At 71.2% G+C, this 23,844-nt stretch carries 23 protein-coding genes; 16 read left to right on the top strand and 7 right to left on the bottom strand.

The features are described 5' to 3' along the window. Positions 1 to 4 precede the first annotated feature (4 nt). Positions 5 to 1,621, bottom strand: a complete 1,617-nt coding sequence (locus tag IAG43_RS11085; protein WP_187740584.1) for a carboxyl transferase domain-containing protein — start codon at positions 1,619 to 1,621, stop codon at positions 5 to 7. Positions 1,622 to 1,708: 87 nt separating this feature from the next. On the opposite strand from IAG43_RS11085, the gene IAG43_RS11080 reads away from it, so the two are divergent. Together IAG43_RS11080 and IAG43_RS11075 are read left to right on the top strand one after the other, a co-directional pair. Next, positions 1,709 to 2,338 carry an SACE_7040 family transcriptional regulator gene (locus tag IAG43_RS11080; RefSeq protein WP_187740583.1) on the top strand — a complete coding sequence of 210 codons (630 nt, stop codon included), beginning with the start codon at positions 1,709 to 1,711 and terminating at the stop codon, positions 2,336 to 2,338. 131 nt (positions 2,339 to 2,469) lie between these two features. Then, positions 2,470 to 3,261, top strand: coding sequence for a phosphatase (locus IAG43_RS11075; protein ID WP_187740582.1), 792 nt, complete (start codon positions 2,470 to 2,472; stop codon positions 3,259 to 3,261). Between the two features lie 374 nt (positions 3,262 to 3,635). On the opposite strand, the gene IAG43_RS11070 is transcribed toward IAG43_RS11075, so the two are convergent. Continuing rightward, entirely contained in the window at positions 3,636 to 3,950 is a 315-nt protein-coding gene (locus IAG43_RS11070) for a hypothetical protein (RefSeq protein ID WP_187740581.1), read from the bottom strand. A gap of 218 nt (positions 3,951 to 4,168) precedes the next feature. Between IAG43_RS11070 and IAG43_RS11065 the strand changes: the two genes are divergently transcribed. Next, positions 4,169 to 4,840 (top strand): response regulator, encoded by a 672-nt coding sequence (locus tag IAG43_RS11065; RefSeq protein WP_246574253.1) that lies wholly within the window; start codon positions 4,169 to 4,171, stop codon positions 4,838 to 4,840. Next, positions 4,837 to 6,000, top strand: coding sequence for a sensor histidine kinase (locus IAG43_RS11060; protein ID WP_187740580.1), 1,164 nt, complete (start codon positions 4,837 to 4,839; stop codon positions 5,998 to 6,000). The genes IAG43_RS11065 and IAG43_RS11060 overlap by 4 nt, the downstream gene beginning before the upstream one ends. A 330-nt stretch (positions 6,001 to 6,330) precedes the next feature. Here IAG43_RS11060 and IAG43_RS11055 read toward each other — a convergent pair whose 3' ends face one another. From IAG43_RS11055 to IAG43_RS11045, 3 genes are all read right to left on the bottom strand, one after another. Beyond that, positions 6,331 to 7,320 (bottom strand): cation diffusion facilitator family transporter, encoded by a 990-nt coding sequence (locus tag IAG43_RS11055; protein WP_187740579.1) that lies wholly within the window; start codon positions 7,318 to 7,320, stop codon positions 6,331 to 6,333. A gap of 72 nt (positions 7,321 to 7,392) precedes the next feature. After that, positions 7,393 to 8,265 (bottom strand): acyl-CoA thioesterase II, encoded by an 873-nt coding sequence (gene tesB / locus IAG43_RS11050; RefSeq protein ID WP_187740578.1) that lies wholly within the window; start codon positions 8,263 to 8,265, stop codon positions 7,393 to 7,395. A 13-nt stretch (positions 8,266 to 8,278) separates the two neighbouring features. Next, positions 8,279 to 9,436 carry an acyl-CoA dehydrogenase family protein gene (locus IAG43_RS11045; RefSeq protein ID WP_187740577.1) on the bottom strand — a complete coding sequence of 386 codons (1,158 nt, stop codon included), beginning with the start codon at positions 9,434 to 9,436 and terminating at the stop codon, positions 8,279 to 8,281. A gap of 336 nt (positions 9,437 to 9,772) precedes the next feature. On the opposite strand from IAG43_RS11045, the gene IAG43_RS11040 reads away from it, so the two are divergent. Together IAG43_RS11040 and IAG43_RS11035 are read left to right on the top strand one after the other, a co-directional pair. Then, positions 9,773 to 11,584 (top strand): FAD-binding dehydrogenase, encoded by a 1,812-nt coding sequence (locus IAG43_RS11040; protein WP_187740576.1) that lies wholly within the window; start codon positions 9,773 to 9,775, stop codon positions 11,582 to 11,584. Between the two features lie 139 nt (positions 11,585 to 11,723). Beyond that, a complete protein-coding gene (locus IAG43_RS11035) occupies positions 11,724 to 13,097 on the top strand; it encodes an AAA family ATPase (RefSeq protein ID WP_246574251.1) in 1,374 nt (457 codons plus the stop codon). Between the two features lie 26 nt (positions 13,098 to 13,123). Here the strand turns inward: IAG43_RS11035 and IAG43_RS11030 are convergent, their stop codons facing one another. Next, positions 13,124 to 13,348 (bottom strand): DUF397 domain-containing protein, encoded by a 225-nt coding sequence (locus IAG43_RS11030; RefSeq protein ID WP_187740575.1) that lies wholly within the window; start codon positions 13,346 to 13,348, stop codon positions 13,124 to 13,126. Further along, entirely contained in the window at positions 13,341 to 14,132 is a 792-nt protein-coding gene (locus IAG43_RS11025; RefSeq protein ID WP_187740574.1) for a helix-turn-helix domain-containing protein, read from the bottom strand. The genes IAG43_RS11030 and IAG43_RS11025 overlap by 8 nt, the downstream gene beginning before the upstream one ends. A gap of 134 nt (positions 14,133 to 14,266) precedes the next feature. Between IAG43_RS11025 and IAG43_RS11020 the strand changes: the two genes are divergently transcribed. The 10 genes from IAG43_RS11020 to IAG43_RS10975 all read left to right on the top strand — a co-directional run bounded on the left by IAG43_RS11020 (position 14,267) and on the right by IAG43_RS10975 (position 23,832). After that, a complete protein-coding gene (locus tag IAG43_RS11020) occupies positions 14,267 to 14,656 on the top strand; it encodes a hypothetical protein (protein ID WP_187744792.1) in 390 nt (129 codons plus the stop codon). Further along, positions 14,653 to 14,991 (top strand): hypothetical protein, encoded by a 339-nt coding sequence (locus tag IAG43_RS11015; protein WP_246574250.1) that lies wholly within the window; start codon positions 14,653 to 14,655, stop codon positions 14,989 to 14,991. The genes IAG43_RS11020 and IAG43_RS11015 overlap by 4 nt, the downstream gene beginning before the upstream one ends. Positions 14,992 to 15,051: 60 nt before the next feature. Then, positions 15,052 to 15,717 carry a hypothetical protein gene (locus IAG43_RS11010; RefSeq protein WP_246574248.1) on the top strand — a complete coding sequence of 222 codons (666 nt, stop codon included), beginning with the start codon at positions 15,052 to 15,054 and terminating at the stop codon, positions 15,715 to 15,717. 194 nt (positions 15,718 to 15,911) lie between these two features. After that, positions 15,912 to 16,334 (top strand): hypothetical protein, encoded by a 423-nt coding sequence (locus IAG43_RS11005; protein ID WP_187740573.1) that lies wholly within the window; start codon positions 15,912 to 15,914, stop codon positions 16,332 to 16,334. A 19-nt stretch (positions 16,335 to 16,353) separates the two neighbouring features. Next, positions 16,354 to 18,702 (top strand): hypothetical protein, encoded by a 2,349-nt coding sequence (locus IAG43_RS11000; RefSeq protein ID WP_187740572.1) that lies wholly within the window; start codon positions 16,354 to 16,356, stop codon positions 18,700 to 18,702. A 39-nt stretch (positions 18,703 to 18,741) separates the two neighbouring features. Further along, the gene (locus IAG43_RS10995) at positions 18,742 to 19,419 is read left to right on the top strand and encodes a hypothetical protein (RefSeq protein WP_187740571.1); all 678 of its coding nucleotides are present in this window, start codon (positions 18,742 to 18,744) and stop codon (positions 19,417 to 19,419) included. A gap of 279 nt (positions 19,420 to 19,698) precedes the next feature. Beyond that, on the top strand, positions 19,699 to 22,053 hold the full coding sequence (locus tag IAG43_RS10990) for a hypothetical protein (protein ID WP_187740570.1): 2,355 nt from the start codon (positions 19,699 to 19,701) through the stop codon (positions 22,051 to 22,053). Between the two features lie 12 nt (positions 22,054 to 22,065). Continuing rightward, complete coding sequence (locus tag IAG43_RS10985) at positions 22,066 to 22,734, top strand: hypothetical protein (protein WP_187740569.1); 669 nt, start codon at positions 22,066 to 22,068, stop codon at positions 22,732 to 22,734. Positions 22,735 to 22,826: 92 nt separating this feature from the next. After that, a complete protein-coding gene (locus tag IAG43_RS10980; protein ID WP_187740568.1) occupies positions 22,827 to 23,153 on the top strand; it encodes a hypothetical protein in 327 nt (108 codons plus the stop codon). A gap of 64 nt (positions 23,154 to 23,217) precedes the next feature. Continuing rightward, entirely contained in the window at positions 23,218 to 23,832 is a 615-nt protein-coding gene (locus IAG43_RS10975; RefSeq protein WP_187740567.1) for a hypothetical protein, read from the top strand. The last annotated feature ends 12 nt before the right edge of the window (positions 23,833 to 23,844 follow it).

The following is a 23,844-nucleotide window of genomic DNA, read 5'->3' as shown; positions in this document are numbered from 1 at the left end:
TCCCTCACATCCGGAAGACGCCGAAACCGGCGTCGCCCAACGGCGCGTTGGCGCAGGCGGTCAGGGCCAGGCCCAGCACCTGACGGGTGTCCATGGGGTCGATGACCCCGTCGTCCCACAGCCGGGCCGTCGCGTAGTAGGCGTTGCCCTGGGTCTCGTACTGGGCGCGGACCGGGGCCTTGAAGGCCTCCTCCTCGTCGCCCGTCCACTGCTCGCCGCGGCCCTCGATCTGGTCGCGCTTGACGGTCGCCAGCACCGAGGCGGCCTGCTCGCCGCCCATGACGGAGATCTTGGCGTTCGGCCACATCCACAGGAAGCGGGGGCTGTAGGCGCGGCCGCACATCGAGTAGTTGCCCGCGCCGTAGGAGCCGCCGACCACGACCGTCAGCTTCGGCACCCGGGCGCAGGCCACGGCCGTGACCATCTTGGCGCCGTGCTTGGCGATGCCGCCCGCCTCGTAGTCCTTGCCGACCATGAAGCCGGAGATGTTCTGGAGGAACAGCAGGGGGATGCCCCGCTGGTCGCAGAGCTCGATGAAGTGCGCGCCCTTCTGGGCGGACTCGGCGAACAGGATGCCGTTGTTGGCGACGATGCCGACCGGGTGGCCGTGGATCCGGGCGAAGCCGGTGACCAGGGTCTGCCCGTACTCGGACTTGAACTCCTGGAACCGCGAGGCGTCCGTGATCCGGGCGATGACCTCGCGCACGTCGTACGGGGTGCGGGAGTCGACCGGGACCGCGCCGTACAGGCCCGCCGGATCGGCTTTCGGCTCCTCGGCCGGCTCGACCGACCAGGGGAGCGGTCCGCGCTCCGGGAGGGTGGCGACGATGTTGCGCACGATCCGCAGGGCGTGGGCGTCGTCCTCGGCGAGGTGGTCGGTGACGCCCGAGACCCGGGAGTGCACCTCGCCGCCGCCCAGTTCCTCCGCCGTGACGACCTCGCCCGTGGCGGCCTTCACCAGCGGCGGACCGCCGAGGAAGATCGTGCCCTGGCCGCGCACGATCACGGCCTCGTCGCTCATCGCCGGGACGTACGCCCCGCCGGCCGTGCAGGAGCCCAGCACCGCGGCGATCTGCGGGATGCCCGCGCCGGACATCCGGGCCTGGTTGTAGAAGATCCGGCCGAAGTGCTCGCGGTCGGGGAAGACCTCGTCCTGCATCGGCAGGAAGGCGCCGCCCGAGTCCACCAGGTACACGCAGGGCAGCCGGTTCTCCAGGGCCACCTCCTGCGCGCGCAGGTGCTTCTTGACCGTCATCGGGTAGTAGGTGCCGCCCTTGACCGTGGCGTCGTTGGCGACGACGACCACCTCGCGGCCGCTGACCCGGCCGATCCCGGCGATCACCCCGGCCGCGGGGGCCTGCCCGTCGTACATGTCCTCGGCCGCGAGCGGCGCGAGCTCCAGGAACGGGGAACCGGGGTCGAGGAGGGCGTCCACCCGGTCCCGCGGCAGCAGCTTGCCGCGCGCGGTGTGCCGGGCGCGCGCCTTCTCGCCGCCGCCGAGACGGGCCGCCGCGAGACGGGACCGCAGACCGTCGGCGAGCTCCCGGTGGGCCGCCTCGTTGGTCTGCCAGGCCTCGGAGGCCGGGTCCGCGGCGCTCGCCAGCACTGGTGCCTGCTGCATTGCTCGAGCTCCCTTGCTCGGTTAATGAGCGTTAACGTTTGCGCTCAGGTTAACGACCGCTAACCGCCCTGTCTAGAATGAATGTTCATGAGCACCAGGACCCCGGCACCCACGCGCCGCGAGCAGATCCTCAAGGAGGCCGCCCGCCTCTTCGCCGAGCGCGGCTTCCACGGTGTCGGCGTGGACGAGATAGGCGCCGCGGTGGGCATCAGCGGCCCCGGCCTGTACCGCCACTTCCCCGGCAAGGACGCGATGCTGGCCGAGCTGCTCGTGGGCATCAGCGAACGCCTCCTCAGCGGTGGGCAGCGCCGGGTGGCGGAGACGGGCGGCGACTGCGGGGCGCTGCTGGCGGCGCTCATCGACGGGCACATCGACTTCGCGCTCAACGACCGCCCGCTGATCACCCTGCACGACCGGGAACTCGACCGCCTGCGGGACGCGGACCGCCGCCGGGTGCGCCGGCTCCAGCGCGAGTACGTCGAGCTGTGGGTCGCCGTCGTGCGCGAGCTGCACCCCGAGGTCGCCGAGTCCGAGGCGCGCGCCGCGGTCCACGCGGTCTTCGGGCTGCTGAACTCGACCCCCCATATGGGGGTGAACGGCTCCGGCCCGCTCGGGCGCTCCGGCACCGAGGAACTGCTCCGCCGCCTCGCCCACGGCGCCTTCGCCTCGCTCGGCGCCCCGGCCGACCGGGAGCGGGCGGCGTCCTCCACGGTGTAGCCGGGCGCCTCCGGACCGGGGCCGCCCCGGGCGGCCGGGCGCCTCCCGGGGCCGGGCCGCCCGGTCCGGACGGCGCGTCCATCGCGCAAGACGGTGCACACGCTCCGCGCACCCCACGGCACAATGGGCTCATGCCGATACCCAGCCGTGCCGCCCTCGCCGACCACCTCGTCCGCTCACGTATCGCGGGAGACGTCGCCACGCCGCGCGACAACAACCTCTCCCACTACCGCAAGCTCGCCAACGGTGACCGGCACTACTGGCTCGGCCTGGAGCTCGGCGACCGCTGGACCGACGAGCAGGACGTGCTCGCCGTCATGGCCGAGCGCTGCGGGGTCAACGACGATCCGTCCCACCGGCAGGGCCAGGACACCATCGACCCCGAGCTGACGATCGACGCCCTGGAGCGCATGGCCGCGCGGCTCCGCAAGGCCGCCGACGCCGGGGAGCGCGTGCTCTTCGCGACCGGGCACCCCGGCGGGCTGCTCGACGTCCACCGGCAGACCGCGGCGGCGCTGCGGGCGGCGGGCTGCGAGATCGTCCGCATCCCGGGCGGGCTCTTCGCGGACGAGGGCATGGTCTTCCAGTTCGCCGACGTGGCGATGCTGGAGCGCGGCGCGACGCTGTGGCACACCCACTCGCCCGCGCCCATGGCCGCGATCCTGGACTGCTTCGAGCACCAGGGGACCCCGCTGCCCGACCTCGTGGTCGCCGACCACGGCTGGGCCGGCTGCGCGGGCCAGCGCGGACTCGACGCCATCGGCTACGCGGACTGCAACGACCCCGCCCTCTTCATCGCGGAGGCCGAGGGCACCCTCCAGGTGGCCGTCCCGCTCGACGACCACGTCACCGATCCGCGCTTCTACGACCCGATGACGGCCTACCTGCTCCACGCGGCGGGCCTCGACACCACCGCCGTCTGACGGGCGCCCCGCGGACGCCCCGGGGCGGGGCCGGGCCCGGGTGGCCCCGGACGGAGCATCGTGGCGCATGGGGGACGCCACGAGGGTCCGCCCGGGGCGGTATCGGCCGCCCGCCGGGCGGGCGCCGGTCTCCCGGACAGTCCGGTCTCCGGTCCGTGCGGAGCCGCCGCTCCGCACGGACCGGACCGCCGGAGGAGCCGGACCGCTCGGTCCTCCTCCGGGTGCGGGGACGGCCCGCCGTGCCGGCCGGGCCGCCTCCAGGGCGTGGTGCGGGCCTCCCGGGGCGCCTGTCGCGCTCGCCGGGCGCGCCGCGGGGTCGGGTCGGGCCCCGCACGCGGACGAAGCCCGCGCCACGCCTCCGCCGGGCGGAGCCGCTACCGCTCCGGTCCGCCCTGGTCACGCCGGCTGCCGCGCACCACGCAGTACGTGCCGCCCAGCAGCATCAGGAACATCGCGCCGCGCAGGGCGATCCCGACGCCGTAGCGGACGCCGGTGTCGAAGCCGGCCGCCCAGTGGCGGATGCCCAGCAGCATCGCCACGGTGCCCAGGACCAGCACGGCCCCGGCGGCGATCCACAGCATGCGCTCGCCGCGCGGGGCACGTGCCCATCGGGCGGGCCCGCGGGCCGCGCCGGGCGTCGTGCCGCCGCCCGGCGGTTCCTCCTCGGCCCGGACCTCCTCCACGCCCACCGCCCCGTTCCTCTCGTCGGTCGGCCCGGCGGCCGGAACGGCATCCGGGGTGCGCGCTGTGCCCGGGGTGCGGTCCGGGGCCCGCGCACGGATCAGGTCGGATCCGCACGAAAGACCCTCGCGCCCCGGGCGATCCGTACGGCCGTTCGTGGCGGCCTAGGATCTGCATCCAGGTTCGCAGCCGCGGCCCCGTGAGGATTCCGACCACAGGACGACCTTTGCCCTACGACTCGAGGCCGGTGCGGGTCCTCGTCGTCGACGACGAGGAACTCGTCCGTGCCGCGCTCCGGAGCGTCCTCGGCCACGACGAGCGGCTGCACGTCGTGGGGGACTGCGACGGCCCCGCCGCGGTCGACGCGACCCGGGCGCTCGCCCCCGACCTGGTGCTGCTGGACGTCGACATGCCGGGCGCGCACGGCATCGGCGTCGTGCTGCCCGCCCTGCGCGCCCTGCCCGCGCCGCCCGCCGTCGCCATGCTCACCGCGCTCGACACCGCCGACCACCTGGAGCAGGCCCTGCGGCAGGGCGCGTCCGGATTCCTGCTCAAGACCATGGAGCCCCGGCTGTTCACCGACGCCGTGCGGCTGCTCGCGGCCGGCGGGGTGGTCTGCACCCCGCCGGGCAGTGCCGCCGTCCTCGCCGGCTGGACCGCCCGGACCCCCGCGGCGCCGGCCCCGCCCGCCGGGCCCGGCCTGCTCGACGTCCTCACCGACCGCGAACGCGAGGTGCTCACCCTGATCGCGGCCGGTCTGCCGAACGCCGACATCGCCGCCTGCCTCGGCATGGGCGTGACCACGGTCAAGACCCACATCGGCGCGATGAAGCGCAAGCTCGGCGTCGACAGCCGCGTCGCCCTCGCGGCGACCGTCCACCGGACGGCCGCCCCGTGACCGGGAGGCCGCACGCGCCGCCCGGGACGGGGAGGCCGCAGGCACCCCTGCCCGGTCCGGACGCCCCGCTCCGGCGGACCGGCGAGCCCCGCCACCGGCCGCGCGGCGCCCGCGCGAACGCCGTCGAAGGGCTCGTGGTCGCCGCCTGCGTCGCCGAGGCCCTCGCGACCCGGGTCGCGCTGACCGGCTGGATGCTGCCCACGGCACTCGTCGTCGCCTGCCTGCTGCCGCTGCGGTGGCGCTTCCCCCGGACCGTGCTGCTGCTCGCCCTGCCCACGCTCACCACCGGCGAGCTGTGGCTGCCCGCGATGGCCGCGCTGCACGCGCTCGCCGCCGCCGAGCGCTCGCGCCGGATCGCCGCGGCGGGAGCGGCGGCGGTCGCCGTGGTGTCCTTCGTGCCGTGGCGCGGACTGGGCGACTACGTGTGGACGGTGCCGGACACCGTGCTGGGCGTCCTCCTCTCCGGGCTGCTCGCCGTCGCCCCCGCCGCCCTCGGACGCCTCGCCCGCGCCCGCCGCGAACTCGCGGCGCGCCTGGGCGAACTCGCGCTCTCCCAGGAACGCGAACGCCGCCACGCCGCCGAGCAGGCGGCCCTGCGCGAGCGGGAGCGCCTCGCCCGCAACGTCCACGACACCGCCGCCCACCACCTCAGCCTGATCAGCCTGCGCTGCGCCGAACTGGCGGCGGCGGCCGACTCCGAGGCGTACCGGCGGCAGGCGCGGGAGCTGGGGGCGCTGAGCCGCCGGGCCGCCGCCGACCTGCGCGACACCGTGCACCACCTCGGCCCGGGGCTCGACCGGCTCCACGAACTCCTCGGCCCCGCGGGCGCGGTGGCGCTCCGGCTGGAGGCCGGCGACTGCCCGGCGGACGTCGGGCACGCCGCGTACCGGATCGTCCAGGAGGCCCTGACCAACGCCCGCCGCCACGCACCCGGCGCCCCCGCAACCGTCGACATCGGTCCCGGGGAGGGCGGCCTGCGCGTCGTCGTGAGCAACGGCCCGTCCGCGCTGCCCGCCCCCCGCCCCGAACCCGGCGGCGGCCAGGGCCTCCTGGGCCTCCACGCCCGCGCCGCCGCCCTCGGCGGCACCCTCACCGCCGCCCCCACCCCGGACGGCGGCTTCCTGGTCGAGGCGACACTCCCGGTGCGGGGGCCCGCCTGAGCGGGCCGTCCGGCCCGGTCCCGAAGAGTCCGACGGGACCGTTCACTTGTGCGAGGGATTCCCCGGGATCGAACCCCTCCGCGCGCCGCGCCCTGCAGGCACGGCGATGCACGGGCGAACTCCGCGCGAGCCGACCGGGCGAAGGCGGTTCGACCCTGCCCCTGCTCGCGCGCCTCGCCCGTGCCCTCGACGCGGCGCTCAGCCTGGAGCTGGACGGCGACACCTCCAAGGTGTCCTTCACCGCCCACACCCCGGCCGCCTGAGCGGGGCCCACACCCCGGCCGCCTGAGCGGGGCCCGCACCCCGGCCGCCTGAGCAGGGGGCGCGCCGTCACTCCACCGTGCCGTCCGGGCGCTGCGCGCCCAGTCCCGGCGTCGGGTCGAGGTAGACGCGGCGCACGGACGGCCACCGTTCGCGCAGCTGCTGCTCGGCCTCCTCGCAGGCCCACTCCACCTGCCGGGCGCTGGACGCGTCGCGGAAGTCGACCTTCGCGGCGACGAGGATCTCGCGCGGGCCCTGGATGAGGGTGGTCAGCTCCAGCACGTCCACGATGTGCGGCACGGTCAGGATCTCGTCGCGCACCTGTGCCCGGAGGCAGGGCGGGAGCGGGCGGCCGATGAGGAGCTGGGCGTTGCTGCGGCCGAGGACCCAGGCGACGTAGACGAGCAGCACCCCGATGAGCAGCGAGGCCACGCCGTCCCAGACGCCGGAGCCGGTGAGCTGGCCGCCGAGCAGGCCGCCGGCCGCGAGGAGCAGGCCGACGAGCGCGGCGGAGTCCTCCATCACCACGGCCTTCACGGCCGTGTCCGGCGTGCGGCGCAGGTAGCGGGCGAAGCCGTAGTGCAGCAGCCGGGCCTCCGCCCGCGCCTGGCGGAGCCCGGTGCGCAGCGAGTACGACTCCAGCGCGAAGGCGATGGCCAGGACGATGTAGGCGAGGGTCGGGTCGCCCGGTTCGGCGTCGTGGGTGAGGGAGTGGATGCCGTCGTAGAAGGAGAAGACCGCGCCGCCGACGAAGGTCGCGACCGAGGCGAGCAGCGCCCAGATGTAGCGCTCGGGGCCGTGCCCGAGCGGATGGTCCTCGTCGGCCGGCCGGTCGCCGCGTTTCACCGCCGCGAGCAGCATCACCTCGGTGACCGTGTCGGCCAGCGAGTGCGCCGCCTCGGACAGCATCGCGCTCGACCCGCTGACCAGCCCCGCCACCAGTTTCGCCGCGGCGATCCCCAGGTTGGCGAGCGCCGCGACGATCACGGTGAAGGCGCTCTCGGGCTGGTCCTGCTCTGCGGGCCCGGCGGGCCGGGCCCTCTCGTCCGCCTCGCTCATGCGAGGGACGGTATGCCCGATGCGCGGCCGTTCGGCGGACCGGCCGTGGCGCGTCGCGCGCGGCGCCCGGTGTCAGCGGGGGACGCGCACGACGCCCTCCTGGATGACGGAGATGGCGAGACGCCCGTCCCGGGTGTAGATGCGCGCCTGGCCGAGGCCGCGCCCGCCGGAGGCGGACGGCGACTCCTGGTCGTACAGCAGCCATTCGTCGGCCCGGAACGGACGGTGGAACCACATCGCGTGGTCCAGCGAGGCGCCCACCACGTCGCCGACCGTCCAGCCGCCCCGGCCGTGCGCGAGCAGCACCGAGTCGAGCAGGGTCATGTCGGAGACGTAGGTGGCGAGGCAGACGTGCAGCAGCGGGTCGTCGGCGAGCTTCCCCGCGGTGCGGAACCAGACCTGCGAGCGCGGCTCGCGGGGGCTGCCGACCGAGGCGAACGGCGGTTCGCCGGCGTACCGGAGGTCGACCGCCGCCCGTGCTTCGAGGATCCGGTCCACGACGCTCGCGTCGACGAAGCGGTCCGCGTAGCGCGGCAGCATCTCCTCGGCCCTGGGCAGGGTCTCCGGGTCGGGCGCGGCGGGCATCTCCGCCTGGTGCTCCAGCCCTTCCTCGTACGTCTGGAAGGACGCCGAGAGGTGGAAGATCGGCTGCCCGTGCTGGACGGCGACGACCCGCCGGGTGGTGAAGGACCGGCCGTCGCGGATGCGGTCGACCGTGTAGACGATCGGCGCGCCCGGGTCGCCCATGCGCAGGAAGTACGAGTGGAGCGAGTGCGCCGTACGGTCACCGGGGACCGTACGGCCCGCGGCGACCAGCGCCTGGGCCGCCACCTGTCCCCCGAAGACCCGGGGGACGACGGCGGACCGGGAGCTGCCGCGGAAGATGTTCTGCTCGATCTGCTCGAGGTCGAGCAGATCGAGCAGATCGGCGAGTGCAGGGCTCATGGGGCGACGGTACTTACAGACCCATGTCCTTGGCGATGATCATCTTCATGACCTCGCTGGTGCCGCCGTAGATGCGGTTGACGCGGTTGTCGGCGTACAGGCGGGCGATCGGGTACTCGTTCATGAACCCGTAGCCGCCGTGCAGCTGGAGGCAGCGGTCGATGACGCGGTGCGCGACCTCGGTGCAGAACAGCTTGGCGGAGGCGGCCTCGGCGGCCGTCAGCTCGCCGGCGTCCAGGGCCTCCAGGGCGCGGTCGGCGACGGCCTCGGCCGCGTCCACCTCGGCCTGGCAGGCGGCGAGTTCGAACTTGGTGTTCTGGAAGGAGGCGACGGTCTTGCCGAAGACCGTGCGGTCCTGCACGTACTCCTTGGCGAACCGGACGGCCGCCTTGGCCTGCGCGTAGGCGCCGAAGGCGATGCCCCAGCGCTCGGAGGGCAGGTTGGAGCCGAGGTAGTAGAAGCCCTTGTTCTCCTCGCCGAGCAGGTCCTCGACGGGGACCTTGACGTCGACGAAGGCCAGTTCGGCGGTGTCGGAGACCTTGAGGCCGAGCTTGTCGAGCTTGCGGCCGACGGAGTAGCCCTCCGCCTTGGTGTCGACGGCGAAGAGGGAGATGCCGTGGCGGCGGTCCTCGGCGGTCGGGGCGTCGGTGCGGGCGCAGACGATCACGCGGTCGGCGTGGACGCCGCCGGTGATGAAGGTCTTCGAGCCGTTGAGGACGTAGTGGGTGCCGTCCTCGGAGAGCTTGGCGGTGGTCTTCATGCCCGCGAGGTCGGAGCCGGTGCCGGGCTCGGTCATCGCCAGCGCCCACATCTCCTCGCCGGAGACGAACTTCGGCAGGAAGCGCTTCTTCTGCTCGTCGGTGGCGAGGGACTTGATGTACGGGAGGGCGAGCAGCACGTGCACGCCGGAGCCGCCGAAGGAGACGCCGGCACGGGCGGTCTCCTCGTACTGGATCGCCTCGAACTTGTGGGTCTCCAGGCCGGCGCCGCCGAACTCCTCGGGCACGTTGATGCCGAAGACGCCCAGCTCGCCGAGCTTCAGGTAGAAGTCGCGCGGCGCCTGACCGGCCGCGAACCACTCCTCGTAGACCGGGACGACCTCGGCCTCGACGAAGGCGCGGATCGTGTCCCGGAACGCCTCGTGGTCCTCGTTGAAAACGGTACGGCGCACGGACGCCTCCCTCGTAGTGGTCACACGGCTGTGTCACGTATATCTAAGCGCTTGCTCAGTCCAAGTTACCGGGCGGTTGTGGAGCCTGTCCAGAGTGACATCGGGCACGGCCGGCCGCACCAGGGTCCCGCCGGTGGCCACAGGCCCGGTCGCGTCCCGCTGGGGACGCATCCGAACCCGCCGGTAATAAGGCGTTGCACGGCTCTGGCTGACCTCTCCCACCATGGGCTACCGTCGGTAACCCTTGCCGCCCCGGCAGTCTCCTCCGCACCACGTCACCCCCCTCCCGCGGGTGTGCCCCGCCGTGCCCGCGGCCGTCCCGGAAGGCAGTCACTGGTGGAGAGCCCCAGCGCAGACAGCGGATCGCAGACCGCACCCGCCACCCCCTCCGGCGTCACCCGCCGCCACGCCCTGACCGTCGCGGGCGGCGCCGTCGCCGCCGCCGCGGTCGCCTCGGCCGCCCCCGCCTTCGGCGCCGGACCGCAGTCCGCCGACGCGATCGTCGTCGGCCACGGACTCGCCGGCCTCGTCGCCACCATGGAACTGGCCGCGGCCGGACGCAAGGTCCTGCTGCTCGACCAGGAGCCCGAGGCGAGCCTCGGCGGCCAGGCGTTCTGGTCCTTCGGCGGCCTCTTCTTCGTCGACTCCCACGAACAGCGCCTGATGGGCGTCAAGGACTCCAAGGACCTCGCCTGGCAGGACTGGCTCGGCACCGCGCGCTTCGACCGCGGCGTGGACGACCCGCGCGGAGCGGACCACTGGGCGCGCAAGTGGGCCGAGGCGTACGTCGACTTCGCCGCCGGGGAGAAGCGGTCCTGGCTCGCCGGGCTCGGCATGCAGTGGTTCCCCATCGTCGGCTGGGCCGAACGCGGCGGCGGACTCGCCGACGGCCACGGCAACTCCGTCCCCCGCTTCCACATCACCTGGGGCACCGGCCCGGCCGTCGTGGAGCCCTTCGAGAAGAAGGTGCGCCAGGCGGTCGCGGCGGGCAAGGTGACGTTCCGCTTCCGGCACCGGGTCGACGAGCTGATCACCAGCGGCGGCGCCGTCACCGGCGTGCGGGGCGCCGTCCTGGAGCCGAGCGGCGCCGCGCGCGGCAAGCCCAGCTCGCGGACGGTCGTCGGCGACTTCGAACTCCGCGCGCCGGTCGTCGTGGTGACCTCCGGCGGCATCGGCGCCGACCACGACCTGGTGCGCCGCAACTGGCCGGCCCGTCTCGGCACCCCGCCCAAGACCATGATCACCGGTGTCCCGGCCCACGTCGACGGCCGGATGCTCGGCATCACCGAACGCGCGGGCGGCCGGATCGTCAACCCCGACCGGATGTGGCACTACACCGAGGGCCTGCGCAACTACGACCCCATCTGGCCCGGCCACGGCATCCGCATCCTGCCCGGCCCGTCCTCCATGTGGTTCGACGCCACCGGCAAGCGCTTCGGCGCCCCCGACCTCCCCGGCTACGACACCCTCCACACCCTGAAGTCGATCACCGCCAGCGGCCACGACTACTCGTGGTTCGTCACCACGCAGAAGATCATCGCCAAGGAGTTCGCCCTCTCCGGCTCGGAGCAGAACCCGGACCTCACCAAAAAGGACCTGCTGATGCTGCTCTCCCGCATCTGGCAGACGCCCGAGCCGATCGAGCGCTTCAAGAAGTACGGGGAGGACTTCGTCGTCGCCTCCTCGCTCTCCGAGCTGGTGCACGGCATGAACCGGCTCACCGGAGACAACCTGATCGACCTCGCCGGCCTCCAGCGGCAGATCGAGGCGCGCGACCGGGAGATCGCCAACCCGTACACCAAGGACCTCCAGGTGATGGGCATCCGCAACGCCCTCGCCTACCCCGGCGACACCCTCAGCCGGACCGCCTCCGTCCACCGCATCCTCGACCCGGACGCGGCCCCGCTGATCGCCGTCCGCCTCAACATCCTGACCCGCAAGACCCTCGGCGGCCTCCAGACCGACCTCTCCGGCCGCGTCCTCGACGCCGCCGGGCAGCCGATCCCCGGCCTCTACGCCGCCGGCGAGGTCGCCGGCTTCGGCGGCGGCGGCGTCCACGGCTACGGCTCCCTGGAGGGCACCTTCCTCGGCGGCTGCCTCTTCTCGGGCCGCGTCGCGGGGCGGGCGGCGGCGGCCGCGACGGGGTGACGCGGGCCGGTCCACGCACAGCGCGCCCGGTGTGACAGGGGCCCCGTCACACCGGGCGGGGCCGACCGCACCGCCCGCGCGCCTGTGCGGGGGCGGTGTCCGCCGTGACGACTAGGCTGGCCGCCGGAGAGGGGCCGGCATGCTGCTGAGATTCCGCACGGCCAATGTGCGGTCACTGCGCGACGAACAGGAGCTGACGTTCGTCGTGCCCGGGGACGAGCCGAGCGCCGCCGCCCGGCACGTCGAGCTCGCCCAGGGAGCCGTGGGCGTCCTCCCCCTGGCGGGCATCTTCGGCGCCAACGCCTCGGGCAAGTCCAACGTCCTCGCCGCGATGACGGACATGAGCCGCGCGGTGCAGCACTCCTACGCGCGCTGGGCCTCGTACGACGGCACCGACCGCATCCCCTTCGCACTCGACGGCAAGGGGGACGCGGAACCGAGCTTCTACGAGGTCGACCTGGTCCTCGACGGCGTGCGCTGGACGTACGGCTTCGAGCTCGGCCCCGAGCGGGTCGAGGCCGAATGGCTGCACGGCTATCCGCGCGGTCACCGCCAGGTGTGGCTCGACCGGGACGCGTCCCGCGCCAAGGTCTACGACTGGCCTGGAGCGCGGGTCAAGGACCGTGCCGGTCTGGAACGGCGCACCCGGCCGAACGCGCTGGTCCTCTCCACGGCGGGCACGGACAACCACCCGCAGCTCACCCCGCTCTTCCACTGGTTCCGCCGCAACCTCTGGCTGATCAACCCCGAGGAGGAGCGCCCGGAGCGGGAGGCGTTCACGACGCGTGAGCTGTCGGGGCGGCGAGCCCGGCGCATCAACGAACTGCTGCGTGTCGCGGACCTCGGCATCACCGGCGCGGAAGCGGTCAAGGGCGCGCAGGGGAAGCCGGAGGTCCGGCTCACTCACCGGTCCGGCACCGGCGACACCCCGCTCGCATGGCGGCACGAGTCCTACGGCACCCGTTCCTGGTTCGCCCTTCTGGGCCCCCTGCTGCTGGCGCTCGACGAGGGCGCCGTCCTCCTCGTCGACGAACTGGACGCCAGCCTCCACCCGCGCTTCGCCGCCGAGGTCATCCGGCTCTTCCACGATCCCGACGCCAACGCCAAAGGCGCGCAGCTCGTCTTCACCTCGCACGATCCCTCGGTCCTCACCACCCCGAGCGGCGGCCGCCTGCTGGAGCCCGCCCAGGTGTGGCTCACCGAGAAGGACGAGGACGGGGCCACCGAGCTGTATCCGCTGACCGCAGCCTCACCCGGGGAGGACGAGGACCTGATGAAGGCCTATCTGGCCGGGTCCTTCGGAGCCGTCCCCGCGCTGCTGGAGGGCCAGATCGCCCGGCGGCTGCTGGCGGCGACCGAGGGGGAGCTGCCCGAGGGCAGCTTCGCCCAGGCGAAGAAGTGGGCGCAGAAGATCAACGCCCAGCACGCCGACCATGTGGCGAAGGACCAGCGAGACCCGTACACGGACGTGTACGAGTTCGTCGAGAAGGGCCTGAGAGTCACCGGCTACTGACGTGCCGCCGCCCACGGGCAGGGGTGTCAGCCCCCGAGCGCGCCGCTGCGGACCGCCGTGACGAAGGCGGTCCAGCCGGGTGCCGCGAACACGAGGGCGGGTCCGTCGGGGACCTTCGAGTCCCGGACGGGGACGCCGGCCGGGTGGGCGTCGACGACCTCGACGCAGCTGCCGCCGTCGCTGTTGCTGTGGGACGACCTGCGCCATCCGCTCAGGGCCTCCGCGCGCGGGATGGTGGTGCGCTCAGGCATGCCGGTAGTCCTCCGCGATCGCCGTCATCAGAGCGGCCGACTCCCTGCGCGGGAGTGCGTCGCCCAACGCTTGATCGTAGGTGCCCTGCAGGCGCTGGACGAGGGAGGGGGAGTCGTAGAGCTTGCCCATGAACGTGCCCTCGCTGTACGCGGCCGGTGGCTGGTCCTCGAACCACATCAGCGTCAGCATGCCGAGCAGCAGGGAGTGTGCCCCGAGCCCGAAGGGCAGGACATGGACGCGGATACGCGTCGACTCGACGAGATGCAGCAGGTGGTCGATCTGCTCCGCCATCACGGCGGGCCCTCCGATGGGGCGCCGGAGCACGGACTCGTCCAATAGCACGGACACCACGGGGGTCACCGGGTCTTCGAGGATGTCCGCCCTTTTGAGCCGTGTGACAACGAGCCTGTCACATTCCTCTTCACTCCTGGGAGGAAAGCTGACCTGGAGAACCGCACGGGCGTACGCCTCGGTCTGGAGGATGCCGGGCACGTAGGACAGGGCGAACTCCCTGATCACCGTGGCCTGTTGTTCGAGCTGACGGGCCGCTTCGAAGTAGTCCGCGACCGCGACGTCCTCCTGCGGGAGGAAGCTGCTCAGCACGTTCCCCGTGTTCAGGGCCCTGTCCAGGCGGCGGGCGTCCTCCTTCGACGGGATGCGGCGGCCCGCCTCGATGTGGGCGATGTGCGAACGCGTCATGATCGCCGCGTCCGCCAGTTCCTGCTGGGTGAGCCCGGCCGCGTCCCGCTGCGCCTTCAACCACTCCCCATACATGTTGCTCACCGTGAACTCCTCTGTGACAAAGGGCCTGTCACACCGAACCCCCTGGTCAGCGTAGGCGTCCCGACTCCACTGTGTGAGGTGATCGCCACAGAGCGACACCTTCGTGGCACCTTCCCCCCGAGGAGTTGAGGACGATGCGGCTTCGCCCTGCCCGCCTGCCGGACCACGTGCCGGACCAGTTGCCCGTCCGCCCGCCGGCCCGTCTGCTGGACGCGCTGCTGGCCGGACTGCGGCGCCTGCTGCCCGGCCGCCCGCCGTGCGGGCCGCGTTCCGGCGAGGCCCGCGCCGGGTCCCCCGGCCCGGTGCCGTGTGCGCCCCCGCAGTCCGGGCCGCCGCCGAGGCCGGTCCCGCACACCGCACCCCTGCGGGGCGAGGACTCCGCGCTCGTACGGCCCTACCTCGTCGCTCACGAGCGCGAGCAGGAGGCCCGTCGGCAGCGAGCGCGGCGCCTGGAGCTGTGGCTCGCGCTGTACGGCGTCGAGTTCGGCGCCCGGGTGATCCACGGAGTGGAGGTCACGGCGTGAGCGGCGTGCGGCTGCTGCCGTGGAACGGCCCCGAGGGGAAGCCGTGCTACCTCGTCGGCGACGGCACGGGCACCGTCTCCCGGCTCGCCGACACCGTCGAGAGCGTGCAGCTCGGTATGGCGGCCGGCCTGCTGGAGCACGTCGACGATCTCGCCGCGGACCGGGGCGCCACCGCCGACCAGCTGCGGTACGCCGTCGCCCGGCTGGCGGAGGCGCTGCGCGACGTGCACCGGATCGCCGTGGCCCGGGGCGCGGGCGCGCGCCCTTCCGTACGCGCTTTGCCGATTTGTGACGGTCCCGCGGGACAACCTTCCGCGGACTCCGTTGTCCCTTGAGACGGGGAACCGCACGGCCCGCGTGGCGGTCGGCGGCGGTGGCACGGAAGGAGTGCGGTGATGATGCGTCGTAGCAGGTGGCGTCTGTTCTTCTGTGCGGTGGCCGGTCCGTTCGCGCTCACCGCGTGCGGGGCCGCGGGGGGCACGGCCGACGCCGCGGAGGGCGGGCTCTCGGTGGCGGCCGAGCGGCTCTGCGGCGGTACGGCGGTGTCGGCGCGGGCGGGCGACGCGCTCGAGGCGATCACGGGCGCGGCGCTGTTCGCCGCGTCCGGCGAGAAGGCCACGGTCGAGGCCGCGGCGCGGGAACTCGTCCGCATGGGCGCGTCCACCGCGGTCGGCAACGGCGACATCTGCCGTATCCAGGCGCCCGCAGGCTCCCGGGTCGGAGAGATCCGCGTGACGTGGGAGATGTACGCCGCCGCACCCGGCGGCGCCCGGGGTGAGCGGTTCACGCCGCTGCCGATGGGGGAGCGGGCGGGCGCCGCGACGGACGGCGCGTTCGTCGCCTTCGCCTGCGCGGGCGGCGACCTGCCCGGCGACGCCGACCGGCATCTGCGGGTCGTCGTGCAGAAGGGCGGCATGCCCGCCGTGCCCCAGGGCGACGAGCGGCAGCTGAAGGACGCCTGGGCGACCGTCGCCCACTCCTTCGCCCTGGCGCTGGCCCGGGACCTCGGCTGCGCCGGCGACGGGGAACTGCCGGCCGAGCCGTCCCTCTCCCCGGCGTAGACGATCCCTCCCGCGATCAGGGCGGGATCACAATTCGTTCATGCCCCGACATGTCGAGGAATTCGCCCGTCCCGAATACCGGAATGGATCTCGACCTGCCCGCGGAATGGGCGGCCGGAAACGATACGGTGAGGGGAGGTGTGATCGGTGACCGCCTCCGTGCGGCCACGATGACGGTCGAGTATGGGGGATTGATGTCGTTCGACGAGGAATGGGCCGAACTCCACACGGCTGCGGCGCAGCGGAACGCCATGCAGCTCAACGGTGTTCCCGCCGAGGGCGGGACGAGCGGCGGCGATCTCGTGGTGAGACGGGACGACCTCGGCCGGATCGGCTCGGACGCCTACGACTTGCGCACGCGCCTCTCCAAGGAGGGCGACCACGCCCGGCCCGCCACGTTCGAGGCCGCGAACGCGCTCTTCAACGGCGAGTTCACCTGTGGTTCGGCGCTGCTCAAGGTGCACGACCGGTGGAACACCCACCTGAAGACGCTGCTCGACGCCTGCGGGCAGATCTCCAACCACCTCGACTACACGAAGGCGCTCCATTCCAAGGACGATGTCAAGATCGAGGGGAATCTGGCCTCGATCTCCAAGCTCACGGAATACATGAAGTAGCGGTCGGGGGACCTTTCACATGCTGAAGTACGAGGACATCGTCAACGCGCCGCTCGGCAAGCTGAAGACGGCCGCCGACGACTGGTCCGAGATGACCGGAAAGCTGGAGAAGCTCGCGGAGGACGCCGCGGACGGTATGAAGGCGCGGGCCGACAAGGCGGTCTGGGAGGGCGTGAACGCGGGCGTCACCAAGGCGTTCGTCGCCAAGACGGCCAAGGAGTTCAAGGACGCGGCCGCCGAGGCCAAGGGCGTCAAGATGATCCTCGAAGAGGGCTACACGGCCTTCAAGAAGGCCAAGGACGACCTCGTCGGCATCCGCGACCACGAGGGTCCGGCCGCCGGCATCCATGTCAGCGCCACCGGCAAGGTCACCGCGCGCAACCCGGTGGCCGACATCCCGCCGCAGCAGAAGGCCCACGACCCGGACTACCCGGCGCTGGTGCGGCAGGAGAAGGAGAACATCGCCGCCTGGCAGGCGAAGATCGACCTGATCGTCGACAACTGCAACGACACCGACGTGTCCTTCAAGAACTCCCTCGAGGCCAACGTGCCGGAGGGCAAGGACTTCAGCGCCCCGAAGTACACGAAGATGGACCAGGAGGAGGCCGCGCGGGCCGCCGGTCTCGCCGCGAAGGGCAAGGACCTCACCCACACCGAACTCACGGCGCTCAACGAGCTGCTGAAGGACAACGGCAAGTCGGTGGAGTTCTCGAAGAACTTCTACGAGAAGCTCGGCCCGGAGAAGTCGCTGGCGTTCTTCGGGCAGCTCTCCATGGACACCTACGAATACGGCAAGGTGGACAAGGAGCGCCTGAAGGACGTCCAGGAGCTCCAGCGGAACCTCGGCCTCAACCTCGCCACCGCCTCGCACGACAAGGCGTTCACCGCCGAGTGGGGCCCCGAGCTGCGCAAGCTCGGCACCGAGCGCATCCCGCTCTACAAGTACGACAACAATCCGCCGTTCGGGTACCAGCTGCTCGGCGGCATCATGCGGTACGGGAACTACGACGCGAAGTTCCTCAACCCGATCGCGGAGCACGTGGCGCAGCTCCACCAGAAGGACCCGACCCTGTTCGCCGACAGCAAGGTGGTCAACAGTCCCTGGAAGAACCCGTTCAACCCCTCCGGTGTGAACGGGGCGGGCTACGACCCGACCACCGCCATGCTGGAGGCGCTCGGCAACAGCCCGGAGGCGGCGAAGAAGTTCTTCACCGACCCGCCGACCGCGTACAACGAGGACGGCACCGTCAACCACGGCGCCACGGCCGATCTGGGCAAGTCCGGCGACACTCCGATCGACAACTACCTCGACTACTTCAGCCAGGAGAAGTGGGACAGCTTCGGCGACGTCAACTCCCTCGATCCGAAGGAACTCGAAGGCTCGCTCAACCACCTGCCGGACGCGCTCGGCAAGGCCCTGGAGGCGGCGACCCTCGGCTACCCGGCCGGACACCCGGACGCGGGCGTGGTCCGGGACGCGGACAACGCCGACGTCATGCGGCAGGTCATGGAGAAGTACGGCTCGGACGCGGGGCTGCTCAAGCAGCACGAGGCCCTGTCGGACAGCCTGGGCACCATGGGCGCCGGCTACATCGACGACATCAACTGGGCGCTGGCGAAGAACGACCCGAACAGCCCCTTCGCACCCGGCGAGAACGCCGCCGGGCGGATCAACTTCGGTGACACCGAGGACGGGAACGGCCGGAGCATCGTCCGCGGCTTCCTCAGCTCCCTCGGCCAGCACCCGGACGCCTACGCGACGGTCTCGGCCGCCGAGCAGGTCTACACCCGCAGCGTCCTGGAGGCCCAGGTCGGCCCGGACGGGAAGATCGACCAGGGCGCCGCCAGGGCCGCGGTCATGACGGGGTCGGAGGTGCAGGGCATGCTCGACCAGTCGCGCGCCGACCAGGTCGAGGCCACCAACCTCAAGACCCACGAGGACTACGAGAAGGCGGTCGCCAAGCGGCAGGGCTGGATCGAGTTCGGCGCGGGCGTCGGCATCGCGGCGGGTGTCGCCTTCCTCCCCGCCACCGCGGCCGTGGGCACGGCGGCGGTCCTCATCCCCCTCGTCACCGACACCGCGAGCGGTGCCCTGGAGCAGGGCATCGGGCAGATCGTCGGCGACATCTCCGACAACTCGGTGGACGAGAACAAGGAGAAGGTGGAGGAGCTCAGCCGGGAGGAGAAGAGCAAGATCTACTCCTCGGGCGAGAGCCTGGCCGAGTCCCCGATGGAGGAGTTCATGCGCCGCAACGGCATCGAGGCCAGCAGCGTGTTCGGCATGGACCTCCAGGAATCCATGCGGGTCGGCTACGGGACGGGCAACGACCGCGAGAACCAGCAGGGCAACGACCCGGAGACGGGCTGAGGCCGGGACGGCAGAGGCCGACGGCACGGAAGGACACTCATGGTGACCAGGCACAGGGGAGCGCGCACGCTCCTCGGCGCGGTCCTGGCCGGCTCCCTGGCCCTCACGCTTGCCGCGTGCGGCGGGGACGACGACGGCGGCGAGAAGGAGGCCGACGCGTCCGTCGCCGCCACCGCCCTCTGCGGCGGCAAGGCCGTGTCGGCGCGGGCCGCCGAGGCACTGGCGACGATCACCGGCGCCGACCGCTTCGAGGCGTCCGGCACCACGTCGACCGTCGCGAACGCCGCCGCCGGCATCACCGACGAGGGCGTCTCCACGACCGTCGGGGACGGTGACATCTGCCGGATCTACCCCACCGCCCCCGACGCCTCGGTGGACGAACTCCGGGTCGAATGGCGGATGACCAGCGGCGCGCCCAAGGGCCCGTTCGCCGACGAGTTCACCCTGCTTCCGATGGGCGAGGCGACCGGCGCGGCGCCGGATCAGGCATTCGTCGCGTTCGCCTGCGAGGGAGGCGACCTGCCGGGCGACACGCCGCGCCACCTCCAGGCCGAGGTCGGGCGGGGCGGGATGCCCGTACCGCCCGACGGCGACGAGCAGAAGCTCCGCGAGGCGTACGCGACCGTGGCCCACTCCTTCGCGGTGAGCCTGGCGAAGGAACTCGGCTGCCGCGACGCGGGCGGGCTCCCGGCAAAGCCGGTGCTCAAGCCGGCGTAGCCGCGCATCGGTGCGGGCCGGTCGCGGTGCGCGACCGGCCAGCACCCGCGAAATGGGGAGATTTCTGTGTTTCCCTTTTGGCCGAATCGCTCTTCCGAACCCCTCGGAGAACGCGACACCGGAACGCTACGGTGCCGAAAAAGCGCGCTCCGTGATCATCGATTCGCGGGCGCGGTGAACCGGTGACCGCGGGGGACAGGTGTCGTTCGACGAGCGAGGGGCAGAGCCGAGTGCTGCGGCGGCGCAGCGATACGGAGGAACGGCCGGGGGACGTTCCGCATGCTGAGGTACGAGGACATCGTCAACGCGCCGCTCGGCAAGCTGAAGGCGGCTGCCGACGACTGGTCCGAGATGACCGGAAAGCTGGAGAAGCTGGCGCAGGACGCCGCGGACGGTATGAAGGCGCGGGCGGACAAGGCGGCCTGGGAGGGCGTGAACGCGGGCGTCACCAAGGCGTTCGTCGCCAAGACGGCCAAGGAGTTCAAGGACGCGGCCGCCGAGGCCAAGGGCGTCAGGATGATCCTCGAAGAGGGGTACACGGCCTTCAGGAAGGCCCGGGACGAGCTGATCCGCATCCGGGACCACGAGGCTCCGGCGGCCGACTGCCACGTGGACGCGAAGGGCAGGGTCACAGTCCGCCACCCGGCGTCCGACATGCCGCGGCACGACAGGACGCACGACCCGGACTATCCGGCACTGCTGGAGCGGCAGAGGAGCAATGTCGCCGGGTTGCAGGCGAGGATCGATCTGATCGTCGACACCTGCAACGACACCGACGTGTCGGTGAAGAACTCCCTGGAGGCCAACGTGCCCGAGGGCAAGGACTTCAGCGCCCCGAAGTACACGAAGACGGACCAGGAGGAGGCCGCGCGGGCCGCCGGTCTGGCTGCCAAGGGCCGCGACCTCACGGACACCGAACTCGCGGCGCTCAACGAGCTCCTGAGGGACAACAGCCAGTCGGCGGACTTCGCGAAAGGCTTCTACGAGAACCTCGGACCGGAGAAGTCGTTGGCGTTCTTCGGGCAGCTCTCCACGGACACCTACGACTACGGCGAGGTCGACAAGGAGCGGCTCAAGGGCGTCCAGGAACTCCAGAGGAACCTGGGACTCAATCTCGCCACCGCCTCGCACGACAAGGCGTTCACCGCGGAGTGGGGCCCGGAGCTGCGCAAGCTCGGGACGGAGCGCATCCCGCTCGGCAAGCACGACTACAGCGGGCCGTTCGGGTACCAGCTGCTCGGCGGCATCATGCGGTACGGGAACTACGACGCGAAGTTCCTCAACCCGATCGCCGAGCACGTGGCGCAGCTCCACCAGAAGGACCCGAACCTGTTTGCCGAGACGAAGGCGGTGAACGGTGTCGTCAAGAACCCGTTCAACCCCTCCGGTGTCGGCGGTGCGGGCTACGACCCGACCACGGCGATGCTGGAAGCCCTCGGCAACAGCCCGGACGCGGCGAAGCGGTTCTTCACCGACCCGCCGACCGCGTACAACGAGGACGGCTCGGTCGACCGGGGAGCCACGGCCGACCTGGGCACGTCCGGAGGCGTCCCGGTCGACAACTACCTCGACTTCTTCAGCAACGAGAAGTGGGAGAGCTTCGGCGACGTCAATTCCACGGCCGGCAAGGAGTGGGAGGAGTCGCGCAATTTTGTGCCCGACGCACTGGGCAGGGCCTTGGAGGCGGCGACGCTCGGCTACCCGGCCGGCCGGCCGGAGGGCGGCGAGGTCCGGGACGCGGAGAACGCGGCGATCATGCGCCAGGTCATGGAGAAGTACGGCCCGGACGCGGGGCTGCTCAAGAAGCACGAGGCTTTGGCGGACAGCCTGGGGAACATGGGCGCCGGGTACATCAACGACATCAACTGGGCGTTGCATGAAAACCACCCTGAGAGCCCTTTCGCGGCTGGCGCGAACCCCGAGGGGCGTGTTGATTTCGGGGACGCACCCGGTGGGAACGGTGAGAGCCTCGTCAGGGACTTCCTCAGTTCCCTGGGGCAACATCCTGACGCCTACGCCACACTCTCCGCCGCCGAACAGGTGTATACGCGCAGCGTTCTGGAGGCACATGTCGGACCGGACGGGATCAGGAACGGTTCGGAGGGCTCGGTCAGATGGGCCCTGACCACAGGTGCCGAAGTTCAAGGCATGCTCGACCAGTCACGAGCTGATCAGGTCGAAGCCACCAACACAAAGGCCCAGGAGGACTACGAAAAATCCTTGGCCAAGCGTGCCGGGTGGGTCCAGTTCGGGGCGACGGTGGGCGTGGCGGCAGGTGTCGCGTTCCTCCCTGTGACAGCGGCGGTCGGCACGGCAGCGGTCCTCGTCCCGCTGGCAACGGATACCGCGAGTGGTGCGCTGGGGCAGGCGATTGGGCAGACAATCGGTGACATCTCCGGGCAGACAGCGGATGCACACAAGGGGACGCTGGAGAGCCGGACGGACGCCGAGAGGGAAAAAGTATTCACCGCGGGGTTGGACATGGTTGAGCGTCCGCTCAAGGAATTTCTTGCCCAGAACGGCATCCCGACCAACAGCGTTTTGGCGCATGAGCTGAGGCGGGATGTCGGCGATGGTTATACGGCCGGTACCGACCGTGAGAATCAGCAAGGGAATCGTCCGCAGGCAGGGTGAGAGGTAGTGATGATGGCTGGCACAGGTAGAAAATACAGGCGCCTTTGTGGCGCTTTGTCCGTCTCTCTTCTGTTTGTGATCGCAGGGTGCCATGACGGCGGTGAACGGCGGGACGTTAATCAGTCGGAGCCCGCTCCGACCGCGGGACAGCTGTGTGGTGATGATTTGGTTCTTGCTAAGACGAGCGCGGCCCTTGAAGTGATTACAGGCGGGAAGCGCGAAGACATTGTTGATGACGGAGCGACGCTTGCGGGAGCCGCGAGGGATATCAAGGTCAGGCGTAATTCTGTGTTGAGTGACATCGGGGACGTCTGTCATATTGCTGTGCCCTCCGCCCCCCGAGTGCGACGGCTGAATGTGTTCTGGCAACTACTGCCGAAAAATTCCGATGAGCCTGCGCCAAAATACACCACGCTACGCATGGGGGAGGGGGCCGGTGCCGCGTGGGATGAAGCCTATGTCACCTTTCTTTGCTCCGCCTCGACTGCTCCTCATGTCTCTCCCGCTTACGTCAGCGTGTACGTAGAATCCAGGGGTTTTTCAACGGAACCGCGAGATGATGTCAAGAATTTGAGTAATGCCCATCTTACCGTTGCGCACGCCTTCTCTTTGGCGATAGCGAAGGAGGTCGGCTGTGCCGAAGAGGCCCGGATTCCTGCCGAGCCGGTGCTGATCCCGTAGTGGACGTACGTGTTTCACGGAGAGGGGATTTCGTGGTTGCGGGGAGACGATGCCGAGCGGCAGGTGTCGCGTTTCTCCCGGTGACTGCGGCGGTGGGCACGGCAGCGGTTCTGGTCCCACTTGCGACGGACACGGCGGGTGGCGCCATCGGGCAGGTGATCGGCCAGACGATCGGTGAGGTCTCCGGCCAGTCGGTGGGCGAGCACAAGGGGAAGGTGGAGGACGTGATCGATGGCGAGAGGGAAAGGATCTTCAGGGGTGGTGAATCCATGACTGCCGCGCCACTTGAGGAGTTTCTTTCCTCCAACCGAATCACGTCGGACAGAGTCGATATTGAGAACCTTTGGAGCTCCATGAGCCAGGGCTACATGGAGGGCATCGCCCGCGAGAACCTGTTCGGCAATCGCCCGGTGAGTTGAGGGGAGTGTCCTGATGGGGACCAGGCTTGTGGGGGTGCGCAGATGCTTGTGCTCAAGTGTGGCTGTGTCCATCGCCCTTGTGGTGTCGGGCTGTCGGGACGATGGGGTCAGTGATGCTTCGGAGCCCTCCCCGGCCGTCGAGAGGCTCTGCGGTGATGCGTCGGTTTCGGCGCAGACGCGGGAAGCCGTTGAAGTGATCACCGGTTCGAATCGGAAGGACGTGCGTGAGCTCGGGCCGACAGTCGCGGATGTCGCGAAGGAAGTGGACGCCAGGCGTCAGTCCACGACGAGAGCTTTCGGCGAGGGCTGCTACATCTATGCTGTCGGCTCTGCCGACGCCGAGAGGCTGAAAGTTTCCTGGTATCTGACGCCCAAGCCGACGACCGAGCCCTCCCCGGATTTCACCATGCTCCGGATGGGCGAACGGGCAGGTGCTGCTTCGGACGAGGGGTACGTCGTTTTCGCCTGTGCTGACGACAGCGGTTCGCCTGATGCCTCGCCTGACTACGTCGGTGTCCGCGTCGATTCCAGATTCGGGTCTCGGGAGTCGGAGCCTGACCCGAAGGCCCTGAGAAACGCACACGCCACCGTGGCGCATTCGTTCGCCCTGGCCATGGCGAAAGGGCTGGGCTGCGTCGACCACGCCGGCCTTCCGGCAGAGCCGGTGCTGATCCCGTAGAGAGGGGTGTGC

Source organism: Streptomyces genisteinicus, from assembly GCF_014489615.1.
GTDB classification, from domain to species: Bacteria; Actinomycetota; Actinomycetes; order Streptomycetales; family Streptomycetaceae; genus Streptomyces; species Streptomyces genisteinicus.
The sequence above is the reverse complement of the archived record's forward strand: the minus strand, read 5'-3'. Positions and strand labels throughout refer to the sequence as shown.

Excerpts from the sequence above, each read along its gene's own strand:
- IAG43_RS11085 (WP_187740584.1), bottom strand. The coding sequence starts at position 1,621 with ATGCAGCAGGCACCAGTGCTGGCGAGCGCCGCGGACCCGGCCTCCGAG.
- IAG43_RS11080 (WP_187740583.1), top strand. The coding sequence starts at position 1,709 with ATGAGCACCAGGACCCCGGCACCCACGCGCCGCGAGCAGATCCTCAAG.
- IAG43_RS11075 (WP_187740582.1), top strand. The coding sequence starts at position 2,470 with ATGCCGATACCCAGCCGTGCCGCCCTCGCCGACCACCTCGTCCGCTCA.
- IAG43_RS11055 (WP_187740579.1), bottom strand. The coding sequence starts at position 7,320 with ATGAGCGAGGCGGACGAGAGGGCCCGGCCCGCCGGGCCCGCAGAGCAG.
- tesB (WP_187740578.1), bottom strand. The coding sequence starts at position 8,265 with ATGAGCCCTGCACTCGCCGATCTGCTCGATCTGCTCGACCTCGAGCAG.
- IAG43_RS11035 (WP_246574251.1), top strand. The coding sequence starts at position 11,724 with ATGCTGCTGAGATTCCGCACGGCCAATGTGCGGTCACTGCGCGACGAA.
- IAG43_RS11030 (WP_187740575.1), bottom strand. The coding sequence starts at position 13,348 with ATGCCTGAGCGCACCACCATCCCGCGCGCGGAGGCCCTGAGCGGATGG.
- IAG43_RS11020 (WP_187744792.1), top strand. The coding sequence starts at position 14,267 with ATGCGGCTTCGCCCTGCCCGCCTGCCGGACCACGTGCCGGACCAGTTG.
- IAG43_RS11010 (WP_246574248.1), top strand. The coding sequence starts at position 15,052 with ATGATGCGTCGTAGCAGGTGGCGTCTGTTCTTCTGTGCGGTGGCCGGT.
- IAG43_RS11005 (WP_187740573.1), top strand. The coding sequence starts at position 15,912 with ATGTCGTTCGACGAGGAATGGGCCGAACTCCACACGGCTGCGGCGCAG.
- IAG43_RS11000 (WP_187740572.1), top strand. The coding sequence starts at position 16,354 with ATGCTGAAGTACGAGGACATCGTCAACGCGCCGCTCGGCAAGCTGAAG.
- IAG43_RS10995 (WP_187740571.1), top strand. The coding sequence starts at position 18,742 with ATGGTGACCAGGCACAGGGGAGCGCGCACGCTCCTCGGCGCGGTCCTG.
- IAG43_RS10990 (WP_187740570.1), top strand. The coding sequence starts at position 19,699 with ATGCTGAGGTACGAGGACATCGTCAACGCGCCGCTCGGCAAGCTGAAG.
- IAG43_RS10985 (WP_187740569.1), top strand. The coding sequence starts at position 22,066 with ATGGCTGGCACAGGTAGAAAATACAGGCGCCTTTGTGGCGCTTTGTCC.